At 58.9% G+C, this 16837-nt stretch carries 19 protein-coding genes and 1 pseudogene; 13 read left to right on the top strand and 7 right to left on the bottom strand.

The genetic code is table 11. From position 1 onward, the window contains the following. Both SOP85_RS26210 and SOP85_RS26205 read left to right on the top strand, forming a co-directional pair. Nucleotides 1-117, top strand: a 117-nt coding sequence (locus tag SOP85_RS26210) for an acyl-CoA dehydrogenase C-terminal domain-containing protein (protein WP_323628717.1), incomplete at its 5' end; no start/stop codon positions are given. A gap of 65 nt (nucleotides 118-182) precedes the next feature. Continuing rightward, a complete protein-coding gene (locus SOP85_RS26205; protein ID WP_323628715.1) occupies nucleotides 183-851 on the top strand; it encodes a glutathione S-transferase family protein in 669 nt (222 codons plus the stop codon). A gap of 103 nt (nucleotides 852-954) precedes the next feature. Here the strand turns inward: SOP85_RS26205 and SOP85_RS26200 are convergent, their stop codons facing one another. From SOP85_RS26200 to SOP85_RS26190, 3 genes are all read right to left on the bottom strand, one after another. Next, nucleotides 955-1413 carry an RES family NAD+ phosphorylase gene (locus SOP85_RS26200; RefSeq protein WP_323628714.1) on the bottom strand — a complete coding sequence of 153 codons (459 nt, stop codon included), beginning with the start codon at nucleotides 1411-1413 and terminating at the stop codon, nucleotides 955-957. Continuing rightward, a complete protein-coding gene (gene parS, locus SOP85_RS26195; RefSeq protein ID WP_406590778.1) occupies nucleotides 1413-1925 on the bottom strand; it encodes a type II RES/Xre toxin-antitoxin system antitoxin in 513 nt (170 codons plus the stop codon). The genes SOP85_RS26200 and parS overlap by 1 nt, the downstream gene beginning before the upstream one ends. 184 nt (nucleotides 1926-2109) lie before the next feature. Then, entirely contained in the window at nucleotides 2110-3027 is a 918-nt protein-coding gene (locus tag SOP85_RS26190; RefSeq protein WP_323628713.1) for a MerR family transcriptional regulator, read from the bottom strand. A gap of 162 nt (nucleotides 3028-3189) precedes the next feature. Here SOP85_RS26190 and SOP85_RS26185 point away from each other — a divergent pair, with 162 nt between their 5' ends. The 7 genes from SOP85_RS26185 (at nucleotide 3190) to SOP85_RS26155 (ending at nucleotide 8710) form a co-directional block, all read left to right on the top strand. Beyond that, nucleotides 3190-3636, top strand: coding sequence for a PAS domain-containing protein (locus tag SOP85_RS26185; protein ID WP_323628712.1), 447 nt, complete (start codon nucleotides 3190-3192; stop codon nucleotides 3634-3636). Between the two features lie 124 nt (nucleotides 3637-3760). Next, nucleotides 3761-4183, top strand: coding sequence for a nuclear transport factor 2 family protein (locus tag SOP85_RS26180; RefSeq protein WP_323628711.1), 423 nt, complete (start codon nucleotides 3761-3763; stop codon nucleotides 4181-4183). After that, entirely contained in the window at nucleotides 4180-4929 is a 750-nt protein-coding gene (locus SOP85_RS26175) for an SDR family NAD(P)-dependent oxidoreductase (RefSeq protein WP_323628710.1), read from the top strand. The genes SOP85_RS26180 and SOP85_RS26175 overlap by 4 nt, the downstream gene beginning before the upstream one ends. Nucleotides 4930-4935: 6 nt before the next feature. Then, entirely contained in the window at nucleotides 4936-6183 is a 1248-nt protein-coding gene (locus SOP85_RS26170) for an NAD(P)/FAD-dependent oxidoreductase (protein WP_323628709.1), read from the top strand. After that, nucleotides 6180-6983, top strand: coding sequence for a DUF1365 domain-containing protein (locus tag SOP85_RS26165; protein WP_323628708.1), 804 nt, complete (start codon nucleotides 6180-6182; stop codon nucleotides 6981-6983). The genes SOP85_RS26170 and SOP85_RS26165 overlap by 4 nt, the downstream gene beginning before the upstream one ends. After that, nucleotides 6958-8217, top strand: a complete 1260-nt coding sequence (locus SOP85_RS26160) for a cyclopropane-fatty-acyl-phospholipid synthase family protein (protein WP_323628707.1) — start codon at nucleotides 6958-6960, stop codon at nucleotides 8215-8217. The genes SOP85_RS26165 and SOP85_RS26160 overlap by 26 nt, the downstream gene beginning before the upstream one ends. 1 nt (nucleotide 8218) lies before the next feature. After that, nucleotides 8219-8710 carry a DUF2878 domain-containing protein gene (locus SOP85_RS26155; RefSeq protein ID WP_274075181.1) on the top strand — a complete coding sequence of 164 codons (492 nt, stop codon included), beginning with the start codon at nucleotides 8219-8221 and terminating at the stop codon, nucleotides 8708-8710. Between the two features lie 6 nt (nucleotides 8711-8716). Here SOP85_RS26155 and SOP85_RS26150 read toward each other — a convergent pair whose 3' ends face one another. Next, a complete protein-coding gene (locus tag SOP85_RS26150; protein ID WP_274075180.1) occupies nucleotides 8717-9241 on the bottom strand; it encodes a DUF3833 domain-containing protein in 525 nt (174 codons plus the stop codon). A gap of 10 nt (nucleotides 9242-9251) precedes the next feature. Further along, nucleotides 9252-9803 carry a chalcone isomerase family protein gene (locus tag SOP85_RS26145; protein WP_323628716.1) on the bottom strand — a complete coding sequence of 184 codons (552 nt, stop codon included), beginning with the start codon at nucleotides 9801-9803 and terminating at the stop codon, nucleotides 9252-9254. A gap of 418 nt (nucleotides 9804-10221) precedes the next feature. On the opposite strand from SOP85_RS26145, the gene SOP85_RS26140 reads away from it, so the two are divergent. Both SOP85_RS26140 and SOP85_RS26135 read left to right on the top strand, forming a co-directional pair. Then, nucleotides 10222-10707, top strand: coding sequence for an Hcp family type VI secretion system effector (locus SOP85_RS26140; RefSeq protein ID WP_323628706.1), 486 nt, complete (start codon nucleotides 10222-10224; stop codon nucleotides 10705-10707). Nucleotides 10708-10737: 30 nt separating this feature from the next. After that, nucleotides 10738-11031 carry a DUF4225 domain-containing protein gene (locus SOP85_RS26135; protein ID WP_442967944.1) on the top strand — a complete coding sequence of 98 codons (294 nt, stop codon included), beginning with the start codon at nucleotides 10738-10740 and terminating at the stop codon, nucleotides 11029-11031. 369 nt (nucleotides 11032-11400) lie between these two features. On the opposite strand, the gene SOP85_RS26130 is transcribed toward SOP85_RS26135, so the two are convergent. Next, complete coding sequence (locus SOP85_RS26130) at nucleotides 11401-13569, bottom strand: methyl-accepting chemotaxis protein (RefSeq protein ID WP_323628705.1); 2169 nt, start codon at nucleotides 13567-13569, stop codon at nucleotides 11401-11403. A gap of 120 nt (nucleotides 13570-13689) precedes the next feature. Beyond that, nucleotides 13690-13995 (bottom strand): hypothetical protein, encoded by a 306-nt coding sequence (locus SOP85_RS26125; RefSeq protein WP_323628704.1) that lies wholly within the window; start codon nucleotides 13993-13995, stop codon nucleotides 13690-13692. Between the two features lie 17 nt (nucleotides 13996-14012). Between SOP85_RS26125 and SOP85_RS31490 the strand changes: the two are divergent. Together SOP85_RS31490 and proS are read left to right on the top strand one after the other, a co-directional pair. Then, nucleotides 14013-14678, top strand: a pseudogene (locus SOP85_RS31490) (LysR family transcriptional regulator). A gap of 498 nt (nucleotides 14679-15176) precedes the next feature. Next, nucleotides 15177-16667, top strand: a complete 1491-nt coding sequence (proS, locus tag SOP85_RS26110) for a proline--tRNA ligase (protein ID WP_323608636.1) — start codon at nucleotides 15177-15179, stop codon at nucleotides 16665-16667. Nucleotides 16668-16837 lie beyond the last annotated feature (170 nt).

The raw sequence follows: 16837 nt of genomic DNA, 5'->3' as shown, positions 1-16837 counted from the left end.
AAACTGGGCACCGCACGCTTCTATTTCGCCCGCTTGCTGCCGCGTATTCACTCGTTGAGCGCGTCGGTGAAGGCCGGTAGCAAGTCATTGTTCCTGCTGGATGCTGCGCAGTTCTAGACACTGGGCATGAGCTCGACACCCAAAGTTTAGAAAATATCGACTCACCAGGAGACTGCGTAACGATGATCGCCCTGTATCACTGCATGAGCGCACGTTCATTTCGTCCGCTGTGGATGCTGGAAGAATTGCAGGTTGCTTATGAACTAAAAATGCTGCCGTTCCCGCCCCGTGCTCATGCACGGGAGTACCTGGAAATCAATCCGTTGGGGACGGTGCCGGCGCTGATTGACGGTCAACTTCTGATGACCGAATCATCGGCCATGTGTGAATACCTTGCCGTGCGCCATAGCCCGGCAGACCTGCACGTTTCGACTAATGAACCGGACTTTGGGTTGTATCTGAACTGGTTACATTTTGGCGAAGCAACCCTCACCTTTCCGCAAACGCTTGTATTGCGCTACGACCGCTTTGAAACACCGCCACGTCGTATCCCTCAGGTAGCGGAAGATTACACACGCTGGTTTCTTGGCAGGCTCAGAGCCATCGACTCGGCGCTGGCCGGACGCACCTACCTCTGCCAGGAGCGATTCACTGCTGCAGACATATCGGTCGGCTATGCCCTGATGCTGGCCTCGTTCATTGGCCTGAATGAGCAGTTTCCAGAACGGGTTCAACAGTACTGGACTCGATTACAACACAGACCCGGTTATGAGAAGGCCTTGGCAGCGCAGTACCAAGCAGCAAAAGATCAGGGTGTGCCTGATACTCACTCCCCGCTGGTAGGTACATGATGCACCCGTCAAGAACCCTACCCCCCACCGTGAGCAGGGTTCAAAATACCCATCCCCTGTCAGCAATCGAACGAGACAGCCGGCACTGGTTCGGTGAGATGCCCTATTTGAACATGCGAGGGTCGTACATGAAGTCAAACACATCGACCACCTTGATCTGGCTGACCGCCGGATGATTGGGGTTGATCACCACATTACGCTCCAGGACCAACACTGCCGACGGTACGATCAAGCCAAGGTGAGTGTTCGCCTTCAGCCAGGTAGTGCCGAAGTCCATGCCTGGACGGTCAGCGGGAAGACTCGCCCAGCCTTCAGGCAAGGTTTTTGGATCAGGCTCCCAGTAAAGCGTGGCATCGGCGGGCAGCTCGAAGCAGGTGATCTTCATCGGGAAAGTAGGCTCGCCCCCCGCATGGACGAATGTTTCAAGGCAGCAGATAGCCGGTGTCAGTCCCATGTACACAGCTGGTACATCCTGATCGTTCCACCGCCCTCCTTCGATGGCAGCTCCCATACCTGATAGATCGGTCGCACGTTTCGCTTTCGCGATTCGCCAAGCCCGCATCAGGCTGCACCACCCCATTCAAGGGCATGCAGGACACGGCGAACCTGCCTGGCGCCTATCTCGGTTTCGCAGAGCATGATCGGTGCGGCACCGCCGAGCGCTTTATTGGCAGTCGACATCCATTGAGCCGCTTTCTCCTGGCTCTCAAAGACCTCCTCGGCCAGGTGACCCACTGTGGCGATCCGATCCAGGCGTTCGGAGGCAACGGAATCCAGGTTCTTGTGCTCACGCCGACGTCTTTCCAGTGTCGAGAAGGAAGCGTTGAGCAGCGTTTCCAGATTGCGTTCATGGAGGTCGAAGGTCTGCCTGACCGCGTAAACGAGATAGGCGGGAAATCCCTCCCTGATCTGATTCAGCCGCTCGGAGTCCTTGAGAAACTCGCGGGCTGAACTGAATCGCCAAAAGGCCGCAATCCCGGCTTCACGAGGCTCTTCTTTGATTTTGGTCGGACGCGGAGCAACCGTTGAAGCGCTCATCATCACTACCTCCAAATGAATAATTTTTTCAGTCAAATGAACTATACGCCATTTGCTTTCCACAAGGTACTGCCAATGAGCGGCAACTCATGAGGCCTGGTGCTGTGGGGTGCTCAGTCTGCCGGTGATTCGCATACTGCCAGTGCTCATCAGGCTGGCGGGAACCCGTTTCGATCCGAAACCCCGTCGTGTTCCCTGACTTGAACTGGAACAACCGGATTCAAATTTGCAGCGTCCCCCTGACCAAGGCTTCAAGCCTGGGCAAAATACTCGCTTCGTCATTGCCCAGAATGGCAATCGAAGCACCGCACAAGCCTGCCGCCGAAGTGGCAGCTGCGTCGCCGGCCAACGCCACCGGGCACGCGACGCCCATTTGCAGGGCACGCAGGCGCTGGTGCGCATCGGCCTGCAGAGGCGCCTGGACCCACAGCACCAGCGCGGCGGGCTGCATCGCTTTACACAGCAACGGCAGTTCTTCCAGGGGCTGGCCCGGGCCCAGCACCTCGATGCGCAGCTGGTCATTGCTCATCAACACACCGGCACACAACAGCTCCAGTTCGTGTGCATGACCCGAGCCGTCTGCCAGCAGCACGCACGCACCCTTGCCCGGGTTCATCTGCAGTCGCAATAACAGCCGCGCACGCAGGAAGGCGTCCAGGAACAGCCACTGGCTGCGGCGGCCGAAAGCATTGCCGGCTGCCAGTCTGCGCCAGACCGGCAGCAGGATAGTCTCCAGCACCGTAGCCTTCGGGTAGAGGGTGAACAGTTGCCCGTGAAGACGCTCCAGCTCGGCGCCATCAAACGCCTGGGTGGCGCGATGAATTGCCTCTTGCCATTGGACCAGGGGCGCTTCGACCGAGCCTGATCCAGCGATACCGGGGGTGTCCTGCTGGCGCACGAGCAAAGCGCCTATCTTGCTGATCGGCAGGCCCCGGCTCGTCCAGAGCATGATACTGCGGATATGTTCGACGTCCTGTTGTGAATACAGGCGATGACCGCCCACCGTGCGTACTGGTCGAATCAGCCCGTGGCGGCGCTCCCAGGCCCGCAGGGTGATCGGGTTGACGCCGGTCAGGCTGGCAACTTCGCGCATGGGGAGCAAGACGTCGTCGGAGGCGGATTCGCTGGGCTCGGTCATTGAAAGGGGGTGCCTGCTGAGTGTGTCGGCATTCTAAACCAGGCCCGGCACTTTTAAACCAGCCTCCATCGAAGACCGGCTCCTGCGCCCTGCCATCTAGGCATCGCTGTCGCTGACGACTACGCTGTGGGGCAAACCCACGAACCACCGCGAGCCCAGACCATGATCGACGCCAAACTCCTGCAACTGATGGTCGAAGCCTCCAATGACGGCATCGTCGTGGCCGAGCAGGAAGGCGATGACAGCATCCTCATCTATGCCAACCCTGCCTTCGAGCGCCTGACCGGCTACAGTGCCGACGACATTCTCTACCAGGATTGCCGGTTCCTGCAGGCCGACGATCATGCCCAGGCAGGCCTTGCGGTCATCCGTGACGCCATCCGCCTCGGTCAGCCCTGCCGCCAGGTGCTACGCAACTATCGCAAGGATGGCAGCCTGTTCTGGAACGAGCTGTCGATCACCCCCGTGCACAATGAAGCCGACCAGTTGACCTACTACATCGGCATACAGCACGACGTCAGCGACAAGATGGCCGCCCTGGAAAAAATCCAGGCACTGGAGAACGAAGTGGCCGATCTTCGCCGTCAACTGGCGAGGCTCGGTGGCTGACACCCGTTACACCACGACCGCCACAAAAAGTGTACAAGAATATTGACTTGTACAATTTTCGCCCTAGGCTACAGATAAACCTGTACAGTTTTATCGACTTGTACAATTTTGCCTGGAGCCTGTCATGTCTGCCTATCTCCGCCATTTCGCTGACACGTTCGCCACGCTGAACGCTGATAGCCTGCACCGGCTGGGCGAGCTCTACAGCAACGACGTGCAGTTTCGTGATCCCCTGCATCAGGTGGATGGCTTGCCGGCACTGCGCAGTTACTTTGAAAAGTTGTACAGCAACGTCGAGGATATTCGCTACGACATCCTTGACGTGGATGAAACCGCGCCTGGCCACGGTTACCTTCGCTGGAACCTGCACTTTCGTCATCCACGCCTGTCCCGCGGCCGGCCGATCCGCCTGCATGGGTGCAGCCACCTGCGCTGGGCGCAACAGGTCTACCTGCACCACGACTACTTCGATGCCGGCGCCCTGCTCTACGAGCACGTCCCGCTGCTTGGCGGGGTGATCGGCTGGATCAAGGGCAGGCTGGCATGAGCCGCTGCTGGCTGACCGGCGCCAGCAGCGGCCTCGGTGCTGCCCTGGCCGAACGCCTTCTGGATCAAGGCCATGAGGTGGCCTTGGGTGGCCGGCGCGCGGAAGCACTGATGCCGCTGATGCTGCGCTACCCCGGGGCCCTGCTCGCCACTGGCGATGTGACTGAGCCACGCCAGGTCGAGGCGATTTGCGAGAACATCGAGCAGGCGTGGGGCGCGCTGGACCTGGTGATCCTGAACGCCGGCACCTGCGAATACCTGGTGCCCGGCGGGTTCGAGGCCGAGACCGTCGAGCGTGTGATACGCACCAACCTGCTGGGGGTCAGCTACTGCCTGCAGGCGGCCCTTCCCCTGCTGCGCCGCGGGCATCGACCCCACCTGGTCGTGATCGGTAGCTCGGTGACCTGGCTGGCGCTGCCGCGGGCGGGAGCCTATGGCGCGTCCAAGGCGGCCCTGAGGTATCTGGTCGAGTCCCTGCGCCTGGATCTACACGCCGAAGGCATCGATGTAACGCTGGTCAGCCCGGGCTTCATCGACACCCCGCTGACCCGGCGCAACACCTTTGCCATGCCACAAATCTGGAGCGCCGACCGCGCCGCGCGGCATGTGATCGCGCGCCTGACGCGCCGTCCGCTGGAGATCAACTTTCCACGGCTTTTCACTCTCGTCCTGCGCCTGCTCGGCGCCCTGCCAGCGCGTTGGCGCCTGACCCTGGGCCGTCGCCTGGCGCGAACCGAACAGGAATAGCGGCACATGCGCATCGCCATCATCGGTAGCGGGATCTCTGGGCTGACCTGTGCCTATCTGCTGTCACGTCGTCATGAGGTGGCTGTGTTTGAAGCGGCTGACTGGATTGGCGGTCATACCCATACGGTCGACGTCGAATGGCAGGGACAGCGTTATGCCGTGGACACCGGTTTCATCGTCTTCAACGACTGGACCTACCCCAATTTCATTCGCTTGCTGGATCACCTCGGCGTCGCCTCGCGCCCCACCGAGATGAGCTTTTCCGTCAACGATCCGCACAGTGGCCTGGAATACAACGGCAACAACCTCGACACCCTCTTCGCCCAGCGCGGCAATCTGCTGTCGCCGGGCTTCTGGGGCATGTTGCGCGATATCCTGCGCTTCAACCGCCAGGCGGTGGCCGACCTGGACGGCCAGCGCATCGAGCCCGGCATGAGTTTGGGCGATTACCTGCACTCGCGAGGCTACGGGCAGCGTTTCATCCATCACTACATCGTGCCCATGGGCTCGGCCATCTGGTCGGTCTCAAGGGCCGACATGCTGCACTTTCCGCTGCACTTCTTCGTGCGGTTCTTTCGTAACCATGGCCTGCTCTCGATCAGCCAGCGGCCTCAGTGGCGAGTGATCGAGGGTGGCTCGCGCAGCTACGTGCAACCGTTGTGCGAGTCCTTCAGCGAGCGCATTCGGCTAAATTGCCCGGTGCTGAGCGTGCGCCGGGACGACAGCGGCGTGATGATCGACAGCGCCGCAGGCCATGAGCGTTTCGACAAGGTGGTGTTCGCCTGCCATAGCGACCAGGCCCTGGTGTTGCTGGAGCAACCGTCGATCGCCGAGCGCGAGGTGCTCGGCGCCCTCGAGTATGCCGACAACGAAGTCCTTCTGCACACCGACACCCGCCTGCTGCCCAGCCGGCGCAAGGCCTGGGCGAGCTGGAACTATCGCCTCGGCGGACCCGCCCATGCCCCGGCGGCCGTGACCTACAACATGAACATCCTGCAGGGCCTCGACGCCCCGGTGACCTTCTGCACAAGCCTCAACCAGGGCGACAGCGTGGACCCGTCGAAGGTGCTGGCACGCTTCAATTATGCCCATCCCCAATACAGCCTGGCCGCCATGGCAGCCCAGGCGCGCCAGGGTGAGCTGCAGGGAAACCAGCACAGCTACTTCTGCGGTGCTTACTGGGCAAACGGCTTCCATGAGGATGGCGTGGTCAGCGCACTGGACGTCGCCCAAAGCTTCGGGGAGCGACTGTGAACAGCAGCCTTTGCTACGGTTGGGTGAGCCACCGGCGCCTGGCGCCGCGGTTCCATGGCTTCCGCTATCGCAGCGGCATGTTCTACCTGGACCTGGACGAACAGGAACGGCTGCTGGGCCTGTCCCCGCTGCTCGGTGCTTCTCGCCTGGCGCCGTTGTGCTGGCGGGAAACCGACTACCTGCCGGCCTGGACTCGTCGCGGCATGCCCTTGAAGGATGCCGTGCGCGAAGTGGTGGCCAAGGCCCTGGGCCAGGCGCCGGGCGGCGCCATTCATTTGCTGACCCAGCCGCGCAGCTGGGGGATTTCGTTCAATCCGGTCAGTTTCTACTTTTGCCACGACAACGACGGGCTGCTGGCGGCGATTGTGCTGGAGGTGCGTAACACACCCTGGCGTGAGCGCTTTCACTACGTGTTGTCGGTGCTGCCCGGTCAGCCCCGACAGTTCTCGGTCAACAAGGCCTTCCATGTCTCGCCGTTCCTGCCGCTGGACATGCAGTACCACATGCGCTTTGACATTGACGGCGAGCACCTGCGCATCCACATGGAAAACCGCCGCGAAGGGCAAAAAGTCTTTGAGGCCGACCTGGCCCTGCGCCGCCAGCCACTGGATGCCGCCGCACTTCGACGCCACGTATTGGCCTTCCCCTGGATGAGCCTGCGCACCCTCGGCGCCATTTACTGGCAAGCCCTGCGCCTGTTGCTCAAGCGCACCCCGCTCTACACCCATACGCCCTGTCAGCGCAGCGAAACCCCTGTCATCGAGGAGTCCGAGCATGTCCGATCCAACCCTGAGCGTTAGCAAATCCTTTGGCCTGGCGCCGTTGTTCGGTGGCCTGGCCAGGAGCGCCGTGCTCTCGCAATTTCGCCACCTGCGCCAGGGCCGTCTGCGGCTGATCTGCAAAGGGCGGCAGTGGCTGTTCGGCGACATCGGTAGCACGCTGCATGCAGAGGTCGAGATCGTCGACGAGGCCGCCTGGAGCATGGTGGCTGCCAACGGCTCGATCGGTGCCGGCGAAGCCTATACCCACGGCTACTGGCGCAGTCCGGACCTGGCCGCGGTCACCCGCCTGTTCGTCGCCAACCTGGAGGTGCTCGACGCCCTCGAGGGCGGCCTGGCGCGCCTCGGTCGTCCGATCCTGCGCCTGCTGCACGGGTTCAACCGCAACAGCCGGCGTGGTTCGCGACGCAACATCCTGGCCCATTACGATCTGGGCAATGCCTTGTTCGAGCGGCTGCTGGACCCGACCATGATGTACTCCGCTGCCATGTTCGACAGTCAGGAGCAGAGCCTGGAGCAGGCCCAATTGAACAAGCTCGAGCGTATCTGCGCCAAACTCGCGTTGCGCCCCGACGACCATCTGCTCGAGATCGGCACCGGCTGGGGCAGCCTGGCAATCCACGCCGCCACCCGCCATGGGTGTCGGGTGACCACCACCACGTTGTCCGAGGCGCAGTACGCCCATACCCGGCAACGCGTCCAGGCGCTTGGCCTGCAAGAGCGCATTACCGTCCTGCGCGAAGACTACCGCGACCTCGGCGGGCGCTTCGACAAGCTGGTTTCGATCGAGATGATCGAGGCGGTCGGGCACCGCTATCTGCCGCTCTACTTTCGCCGCTGCGCCTCGCTGCTCAAGGACGACGGCTTGATGCTGCTGCAAGCCATCACCATCCGCGACCAGCGTTATGAGCAGGCCCAGCGCTCGGTGGATTTCATCCAGCGCCATATCTTTCCCGGCGGAGCCCTGCCCTCCTTGAGCGTCATGCTGCAGACCGCCAGTCGCCACACCGCATTGAACCTGGTGCACATGGAGGACTTCGGCCTGGACTACGCGCGCACGCTGCAGCACTGGCGCGACAACTTGCGCCAGTCGCGCAGCGCCTTGGTAGAACTGGGGTATGACGACACTTTCCAGCGCCTCTGGGAGTTCTACCTGTGTTATTGCCAGGGCGGTTTCGAGGAGCGCGCCATCGGTGTCGCGCAACTGCTCTGGGCAGCCCCGGCCGCCCGCCGCGCCTCGCTGCCGGCCGCCTGAATTGAGCCGGGCCTGGTTGATCGGCAACGCGCTGTGGATGCAGGCCGCCTGGTGGGCTTGCGTGCTGAGCGAGCGGCATCCCTGGCTGCTGCTGCCAGTGGTGGCGGGCTTGCTGGTGCATCTGGCTGCTTGCCCACGGCCGCGGGACGAAGCAACCACACTGGTCTGCGTGGGGCTGACAGGCTGGCTGCTGGATGCCGGCCTGGGTGCGCTGGGCGTCTTCGATTTTACCTCGCAACCCCTGCCCCTGTGGCTGGCCCTGTTGTGGCTTGTGCTGGCCAGCGGGCTGCGCCACAGCCTGGCCTGGGCGCGACGCCCGGTGTGGTACGGAGCGCTACTGGGCCTGTGCGGTGGCCCCCTGGCTTACCTCGCCGGCGCAAAGCTGGCCGGTGTCGGCCTGCCTTTGGGCACCCTTGGCACGACCCTGCTGCTCGCGCCGCTGTGGGCAGTGTGGCTGCCGCTGATCCTGCGCATGGCTGCACCCCGTGCGTGAATCCGTTTACGGCTGGCGACGGAAGAACAGCGTCACTTGTCCCACCTCGACGCCAAGCTTGCTCATGCTCGTGCGATTGATCATGGTGTCTTCGTCCATCAGGTACATCCAGTCGTCCATATCCACTTCCCAATGCCTGCCGTCGACCGGCAGGTCAAGGCGATAGCGCCAGCGCAGCGCGTTGCCGGCGGCCTCGCCGCTTGCCTCGCCGATGACGTCGTCCGCACGCCCACGCCAACGCCCGGCGCCGGCGGGCTGCAGCGTCCAGACCCGGCGCTGGCGCGTGCCATCGCTGTAAAGAAAACGCTCGTCGAGAATCAATTGCTGCCCCTCGAGACGGCTCTCGATCTGCACGTGGAAACGCTTGACCACCTCGCCCGAGCGATTCTGGAACATTCCCCAGGCCTGTACCGGCCGGGAGAAGAACGCCACCAGATCCAGCGCCGGTCGCTCCTGGGCGTAGTGCTCCACGCCAACGTTGTTGCAGCTGGCCAGCAACAGGCAAACGAGCAGTACCAGTATTCGACGCATCTCAACCTCCTCAATCAGCCGGCCCGGTCATCCCCAGCAGTCGTTGACGCAACGGCTTGTCCCGCGTGCGCGGATCCAGCCAGATGTCGAAGAAGGCGCGGGCAAATACAGGGTCGTCGACCCGCCGGCGAAGCTGGCCGTCGACGTAGAACGTGCAGCCAAAGCCTGGGTGGTAGACCCCGGTAATGCGCATTCCGGGCCGGACATCGACGAAGGCTTCATGCATTTCATCGGACCAGCGTTGAAGGGTGGACTCCTCTGGACGAGCCGGTCCCATGCGACGCATTTCCTTGAGGCTGGCCTCAACCAGCGTGTCCCTGGAAAAGTCCCGGTGATAGGTCAGCTCGAGCGCAAAGGGTTGATCCCAGGTCATCGGCACCCCCGGGCTCCACAACCGTGCGGTGTATAGGCTCACGCCGAACCAGGTGAAGTCGCCGCTGCCCACCAGGCGAGCATCAGGCAACGCGGGACGCCAATCCGCCCAGGCAGGTACGGCGAGTATCAGCAACAACAGCCAGCATCTCGATAGGCGAGGTTCGAGAAAGCGTCTGGGGCTGGCCATGTTCATCAGCGTCTCGGCGTTTTTTTAAATACTATACAAGATTAGATCAATGTATAGTTTTTACGCCATCAGCAGAGAATTTGTACAACTTTTCTACTCCATTCGGCACCTGACCTGCTCGCAACTTGCGCTGGTCGATCATACCTGCCGGGTATCGTACGCCACCAATACGATATTAGACCCTGTTCCGCATCACCCTTAGCCTGTGATTCGACAGGTTCTGCCTGCGCATAAGAACGATAACAAACGACCTGTTGATTGGAGCGCCCGCAGTTGCGAACGGTAGGTGCCGCTTTGCGGTTGGGACAATGTCGGATTAAAACCAGAAATATTTAGTATTTGTTTTCAGGAATGTCCTACATCGCACCAGAAACCCCCTGTAATAGGATGCTGGGCTTTACTAAAAGGAGTTTCTCGTATGGCAAATCATGGATACATGACCATAAACGGCAGCGTTCAAGGACTTATTTCAGCGGGTTGTTCCTCACAGGACTCAATTGGAAACAAATGCCAGACGGCACATACCGACGAAATTATGGTGTTGTCCTATTCCCACAACATGGCAAACATCGGAAATATAAACAAAGCAACACACAACCCTATCATCATCACAAAAAACGTTGATAAATCTTCGCCTTTACTCGCTCAAGCACTCTCCAGGCGCGAGGTGATAAATTGCGTCATTAGTTTCTACCGAGTGTCTTCTATTGGCATGCAAGAGAAATTTTATTCCATCAAAATCAATGGTGGCATCATTGCTGATCTGACGCTTGAAATGCCTCATGCTATTTTGCAAAGCGACGCAGAACCTCAAGAGCATATAGCTATTCGTTACCGAGACATTACGTGGACCCACCACATAGCCAGCACCAGCGGATACAGTTCGTGGGCGGACGACGAATGAAATCAACAATATGAAAACGGGCGCGACCTCTTGGAGCATCGTAATGATACAGAGGGGCCTGTCAGGAAGGGGTATCAAGCAGCAGCAAAAGCAGTGGGTTATGGTGAACGCGAAGGAAATATTGCCTATGGAGCGACCGACCTGGGGCTGTCTGCATATGCTCTTGGTCGACATGTATTAAAACCGGATTCCTGGCGCCTGTTCAGGTATATCCGAACAGATTATGTGCGATCCTACAAGGCGATGGGAGCCAGTGCTTTGGGCTTTGAAATATATACCGACCTCCAGACAGGAAAACAATTATACCAAGAGACTGGAAAGTGACGTTGTGGGCTTTCCTTGCACTGGCCGCTTTTGGGGTTTTTGTTGCCTTTTATTTAAAGGTAAACCTGTCTGGCAACGACTTAAATCACGTCAAACTGTATTCTTGCCTGATATTTAATGGGCTATTTGTCGTGCCTTATATGGATATTCTTCAAAATGACGAGTTTTTATTTTTCGGGCATCGGCCGGATATAATTTTAGAACACCCTCTCATTGGCTGGATTGCATTTGCCTGCATTTTTATACATCTGTTTGCATTACCTGTTAAGCGGAACGTTAATTGGTGGTTTTCACGAAAGTAATTCGCACCGAATCAATACCTGCCGACAACCGAGACCAGATGATCAATGAAACTGTTAATGCAGCGCCCTATTTTGCGGCGGCCACTCGCTCGGTATTGCTGCTCACCTCGAATTGCCCCACCAGTTTCTGCAGCTTGTTGGCATTGAGCCGCACCGTTTCCGCACTGTTCTGCAGCACCACCACGGTCTGGCGCATTTGCGTGGAGCAGTGATCGACCTTGGTGATCGTCTTGCCGCAGTCGAGGCTGCGCTTGTTGAGCTGCTGAATGATCGCGAACATGCTTTCCACCGCCTGATGCAGCTGCACGTTTTCCGAGGAGGCATCTTCGGCCAGGCGCAGGCTGTTATCGACGTCCTTGACGCCCTCCTCCATGAAGCTGACGGCTTTTTGCGTTTCGTTCTGCAAGCCTTCGACCATGTGCCGAATGTCGTCAGCCGCCAGTGACGTGCGTGAGGCCAGGCTGCGGACCTCGTCGGCAACCACGGCGAAACCTCGCCCGTGTTCACCCGCCCGTGCGGCCTCGATGGCGGCATTGAGCGCCAGCAGATTGGTCTGGTTGGTGATGTCGCTGATCAGGCCGGTGATCTTGCCGATCTCGGTCATTCTGCTATCGAGCAACTGCACGCTAGAAGAAGAACGCTCGACGACATCGCGAATGGACTGCGTCCCTTCCTGCACGGCGAGAAATTGCTCGCGGGCGCGGGTGACCACTTCGTCCATCGCCTGTTTCATTTGTTCAGCGCTGGCCGAGGCCTGCTGGATCTCGCCCAATTGGTCTTCGACGATGATCATCATCCGATGCACCGCTTCGGCCACCTCGGTGGAAGTGACACCGGCTTCCTGGCTGCGGCCCAGCATCATCAGGTTGGTGGTGCCGACGTTGCTGCTGGCCTTCACCACTTGCCCGACCACCGAGTCCAGGTTATCGATGAAACTGTTGATCCAGCGTCCCATATCACCGGTCTCATCGTTGGCCATGCGCTTGATGTCCAGACGCTGACGCAGGTTGCCCTCGCCTTCGGCGATGGTCCTGATCACGCTCGTCATCTCGTTGAGCCTTGCCGCGAGACGCTTGGGCCCGAGCCGGCTGAACAGCAGCGTCGCACACAACATGCTCAAGACCTCGACGCTATCGATCACGCCCTGGCCCAGGCCGCTGTAATGCTGGGCCAGGAAATTGCTGGCAAAGAGTCCGGTCATGGTCGCGACGTAGGGTTTCATCAGGCCGTGGCTGAGCGAGCGTCGGCGGTAGACCTCCTCCAGGTCGGCCTCGCACATCATGCCCCAGCGATCAGGTGAGCCTGGCAGCTGGAAGGTCACGCCCTTGCCGACTACCGGAATGTGCCGGTAGTCAGAGTAGCCGGGGTAAGTCACGAACAGGTTGGAGCCGGCGCGGATGGTCTCGCGTACGCCCGGGTGCAGTTGCTGGGTCGCCGGGTCGGTGAAGCGCAACTCCAGTTCGGTGTGGCGCTGGATCTGCACGGTCTTCCAGGGGGTGTGTACACCGCTTTTGAGGTTCTCGCCGTGGCTGAAGGTGCCGTCCTCAAAACGCGAACGTGACAAGGCGGTTCCGGGCTCGATGGCCGGATCAAAACGCGATTGCGCCATGAACAGATAGTTGTCACCCGACTCGGCAAAAATGTGCCCGGCCTCGCGCTGGATGAGATCGCCCAACACATCGTTGGGCACGCGCCCGCAGAGGCAGCCCAGGACTTTTCCATTGACGCGCAGGGGCTGATAGAACATCAGCGTGACCTCATCATGGAAGCGCGAAGACGAGGGGCCGATTGGCAAGGTCAACGGATCACTGTAAGGACCATGGAGGAACGGCGCTTTCAAGCCTTCGGCCAAGGCACGGGTGTGCTCGAGCCGGGTTTTGCCGCGGCGACTCCAGGTCGACACGATGACCTGGCCGCTGGCATCAACGACAAATAACTCGGAAAAATCTGCGGCCTGGTCGAGCTTGTCCGTTAGCGCAGTGCTGTCGAGGTTGGCGAAATCACGACCGAGGTTATCCGCCAGTTCCGCCAGGTGCTCCCACTGTTCCCGCGTCCAGTTCTGCAGCAACTGCACCCGGGTTTCAGCGATAGCCTCGAAGGTTTGTTCGATCACCGGGTATGCCGATCGATTGAGCCAGCACGACCAGTTCATCGAGAGTTTTCCAGTCTTGCCGAACCAGGGTAGCCAGCGCTTCTCGCTTGCGGACAACGGCATGAAATGACTTGATAGCGACATCCACTTAATCCACTGCGACATTGAGATGGCAATTGGACAGCAAATACCAGGCCAAGTCGTAAGCACACTAATCAATTCATCTAGCAGGCAAGAAGGTACTGGCTCCCTGGCCGGTTCATCTCACGCCGTGCGCGTGCGGGTTCTGGACTGCACAGGGATCGCCGTTGCGGCGTTGGCTATTTCCCAGGCATCGCGGGGTTCGTCGAGGTCGCGGTTGAGGGTTTCCGGGGTGTTGAACGTTGTGTACAGGGTGACCAGCGTTTTGTAAGGCATGGAGACGTTCATGCCACGCACGCCCAAGGCGCGAATGGCCGCCACGGCGGCACCCGGATCTTCGACGCCAAAACAGACAAAGGAGTAGTCCAGGCCCAGGGCCGCATACGCGGCGTTATGGATCTTTGCCGAGAGCGAAAACAGCGAGCCCATGATCGAGCCGCAGAGGGTTGGCAGGGATTGAGGAATGTGGGTGCCCATCGCGAGAGTTAGACGACGCTGGTCAAGCCGCGCGCCTGCACATCGTCCAGCCGGCCTTGAGTGCGCAGATACGTCCCTAGGAGGAAGATGTCGGCGCGCAGTTGTTCGAGCGTGACCGGCACGGGGTCGAGTTGACCGACGAAGGCGCGCTGTTCCTGCCTGAGGCGCTGGATTTTGGCCTGGTGCGCCTGCCCTTGAATGTGCCTGGCGTGCACACGCGCCTGCTCTTCGAGGAATCGCTGGTGGTGGCGTTGCCGCAAGACCATCCGCTGTGCGCCAAGCGACGTATACAGCCTCTGGATCTGGCGGAATGCCAGGTGATGGTACTGGCGCGCAAATTCGCGCCCGGTTTGTATGACCAGATGCTGGCGGGTTTTCATCGACGCAAGATCACCCTGAAGATCGCCCGGGAGATGGGCGAGTTCACCTAGTTGGCGTTGGTCGCCGCTGGCCTCGGCGTGGGCATCCTGCCAAGCGGCGCCGCCTCGGCGCTGACAGCCGGCGTCGTGCCCCGGCCACTGGCGCTGGCCATGAGCGGCGCGGGCATTGGAGTGGCCTGGACCGGCCTGGAAAATCCGCGCAAGCGCGCGCTGATGCAGGTGCTTGACGAACTCTATTCCCGCGACGTGTCCTGAGCTGACACGAACGCCCGGCTGCCGCCGCCCCCCTGGAGCTGCCGAGTGAAACGAGGCTGCGATCTTTTGATCATGTTTTTAGAAGCAAGATCAAAAGATCGCATCCTGCGGTGAAGCTCCTACAGGATGTCGGGGCGTTTGTTGAATCTCGGCAAAAAACGCCACGAACCTATTGGCAGGCGGATTGCTGGCTACGCAGAACTTGGCCGACCACTTACATCCTCCCTCTGTCTTTGCATATGCCCTCGATCGACACCGATATGTGCTGGCATGACCGATTCCAACTAGTTCCGAGCCCCCAAGCAAAGCCTAAGGATGCTCAAGCGTCGCGCCAAAAAAAGGAAACATCCTTAGAAAAAACCAGACATATCTGAAAGAATTTTCCGAAAAACGCAACAAAAAATGTGAGCTCTTGAAGTTTCAATCCGCAAAAAATATACATACAGTTCCATGACACCATTTCAAAATCACACGCAGTCCTTTCAAGACGGGGGAACTATGAAAAACGCCATAGCACCTACAAGAAGTGAAAACTTCTCTGAATGGTATCAACAAGTCATCAGCCATTCTGAGCTGGCTGAAAACTCGCCCGTTAGAGGTTGCATGGTCATCCGTCCCTGGGGCTATGGCATATGGGAGCAGATGCAACGAGAGCTTGATCAAAAATTCAAAGACACAGGCCATGTAAACGCTTATTTCCCACTTTTGATCCCATTATCCTTTCTTCAAAAAGAAGCAGAACATGTCGATGGATTTGCCAAAGAGTGCGCAGTCGTAACCCATCACCGCCTGGAACAGAATGCAGATGGAACGCTCACTCCCGCTGGCGAACTGGAAGAGCCTTTGATCATCAGGCCTACCAGCGAAACGGTGATCGGGGCTTCCTTTTCACGATGGGTGCAAAGTTATCGGGATCTGCCGTTACTAATCAACCAGTGGGCCAACGTCTTGCGCTGGGAGATGCGTCCAAGGATCTTCCTGCGTACCTCGGAGTTCCTGTGGCAAGAAGGCCACACCGTTCACGCCTCCAGTGAAGAGGCCTTGGGCGAGACGCTGAAGATGCTGGATATCTATGAGCGGTTTACTGTCGAGCACCTGGCGATACCAATAATCAAGGGTGAAAAGTGCTCATGGGAACGTTTCCCAGGCGCCGTGAGCACTTATACCATCGAGGCAATGATGCAGGACGGTAAGGCCTTGCAAGCAGGCACTTCACATTTCCTCGGACAAAATTTTGCCCAGGCATCAGACATCCGCTTTGTTAACAAGGAAGGGGTAAAAGAACTCGCCTGGACCACATCGTGGGGCGTTTCCACGCGTTTGATTGGTGCCATGATCATGGCCCATGGCGATGACGATGGCTTGGTGATCCCACCGCTAGTGGCACCGATGCAGGTCATCATTGTTCCGATCGTACGCAGTGGACAGGATGCCGAAGCCATCCATGCTTATTGCGATAAGTTGCAAAAGCAGATCTCCCGGAAAAGACTGAAGGGACAAAACCTGCGTGTCAGCGTTGATAAACGGGACATGAATGGCGGCGAAAAAAAGTGGTATCACATCAAGCGCGGCGTGCCTGTCCGGGTCGAAGTCGGAATAAAGGAACTGGAGCAGAGCACGGTTTCTTATTCCTGCAGAGACAACAGCAAGAAAACGTTGAACGTAGAGATGAGCAGCTTTGTTAAAGACTTGCCAAAAATCCTGCAAACTATTCAGTCAGGCATGCTGGAAAGTGCCAGAAAAAAGCTGTCGAACAACACCAAAACAGCCACGACGCTTGACGACTTCAAACAAGCCTTCAAACGCAAGGACAAACTCAATACATTCGTACTCGCCCCCTTCGTCGATGATGAAAAAGTTGAGAAAGTCATCAGCGAACTGGGTGTAACCGTGCGATGCATTCCACTCGCTCAACCTAAGGTTGCAGCCACCTGCTTATTTACAGGTCAGCTCACCAAAACCTGGGCACTGTATGCGAAGTCATATTGATCCTTGATCACCAACTTCCAGGCACGGCTGGGATTTTCCTGCACTTGTCACCAAATGAAAAGAAACTGTCGCCGAATGCAGGGTCGCCGACCACGAAATCCGCGTAGAACACGTCGCGTATTCCTCTGATTTACATGCTCCACACCATAATAATAATCCGACCAGGGATC

This window comes from Pseudomonas sp. YuFO20, assembly GCF_035064975.1.
GTDB lineage: Bacteria > Pseudomonadota > Gammaproteobacteria > Pseudomonadales > Pseudomonadaceae > Aquipseudomonas > Aquipseudomonas putida_AE.
Note: the sequence above shows the minus strand (reverse complement) of the source record. Positions and strands in the feature narration are given on the sequence as shown.

Bases quoted from the DNA above. Each gene is read 5' to 3' on its own strand.
- SOP85_RS26175 (WP_323628710.1), top strand. From the start codon at position 4,180: ATGAGCCGCTGCTGGCTGACCGGCGCCAGCAGCGGCCTCGGTGCTGCC.
- SOP85_RS26185 (WP_323628712.1), top strand. From the start codon at position 3,190: ATGATCGACGCCAAACTCCTGCAACTGATGGTCGAAGCCTCCAATGAC.
- SOP85_RS26190 (WP_323628713.1), bottom strand. From the start codon at position 3,027: ATGACCGAGCCCAGCGAATCCGCCTCCGACGACGTCTTGCTCCCCATG.
- SOP85_RS26145 (WP_323628716.1), bottom strand. From the start codon at position 9,803: ATGGCCAGCCCCAGACGCTTTCTCGAACCTCGCCTATCGAGATGCTGG.
- proS (WP_323608636.1), top strand. From the start codon at position 15,177: ATGAAAAACGCCATAGCACCTACAAGAAGTGAAAACTTCTCTGAATGG.
- SOP85_RS26205 (WP_323628715.1), top strand. From the start codon at position 183: ATGATCGCCCTGTATCACTGCATGAGCGCACGTTCATTTCGTCCGCTG.
- SOP85_RS26170 (WP_323628709.1), top strand. From the start codon at position 4,936: ATGCGCATCGCCATCATCGGTAGCGGGATCTCTGGGCTGACCTGTGCC.
- SOP85_RS26130 (WP_323628705.1), bottom strand. From the start codon at position 13,569: ATGTCGCTATCAAGTCATTTCATGCCGTTGTCCGCAAGCGAGAAGCGC.
- SOP85_RS26160 (WP_323628707.1), top strand. From the start codon at position 6,958: ATGTCCGATCCAACCCTGAGCGTTAGCAAATCCTTTGGCCTGGCGCCG.
- SOP85_RS26200 (WP_323628714.1), bottom strand. From the start codon at position 1,413: ATGCGGGCTTGGCGAATCGCGAAAGCGAAACGTGCGACCGATCTATCA.
- SOP85_RS26125 (WP_323628704.1), bottom strand. From the start codon at position 13,995: ATGGGCTCGCTGTTTTCGCTCTCGGCAAAGATCCATAACGCCGCGTAT.
- SOP85_RS26140 (WP_323628706.1), top strand. From the start codon at position 10,222: ATGGCAAATCATGGATACATGACCATAAACGGCAGCGTTCAAGGACTT.
- SOP85_RS26180 (WP_323628711.1), top strand. From the start codon at position 3,761: ATGTCTGCCTATCTCCGCCATTTCGCTGACACGTTCGCCACGCTGAAC.
- SOP85_RS26150 (WP_274075180.1), bottom strand. From the start codon at position 9,241: ATGCGTCGAATACTGGTACTGCTCGTTTGCCTGTTGCTGGCCAGCTGC.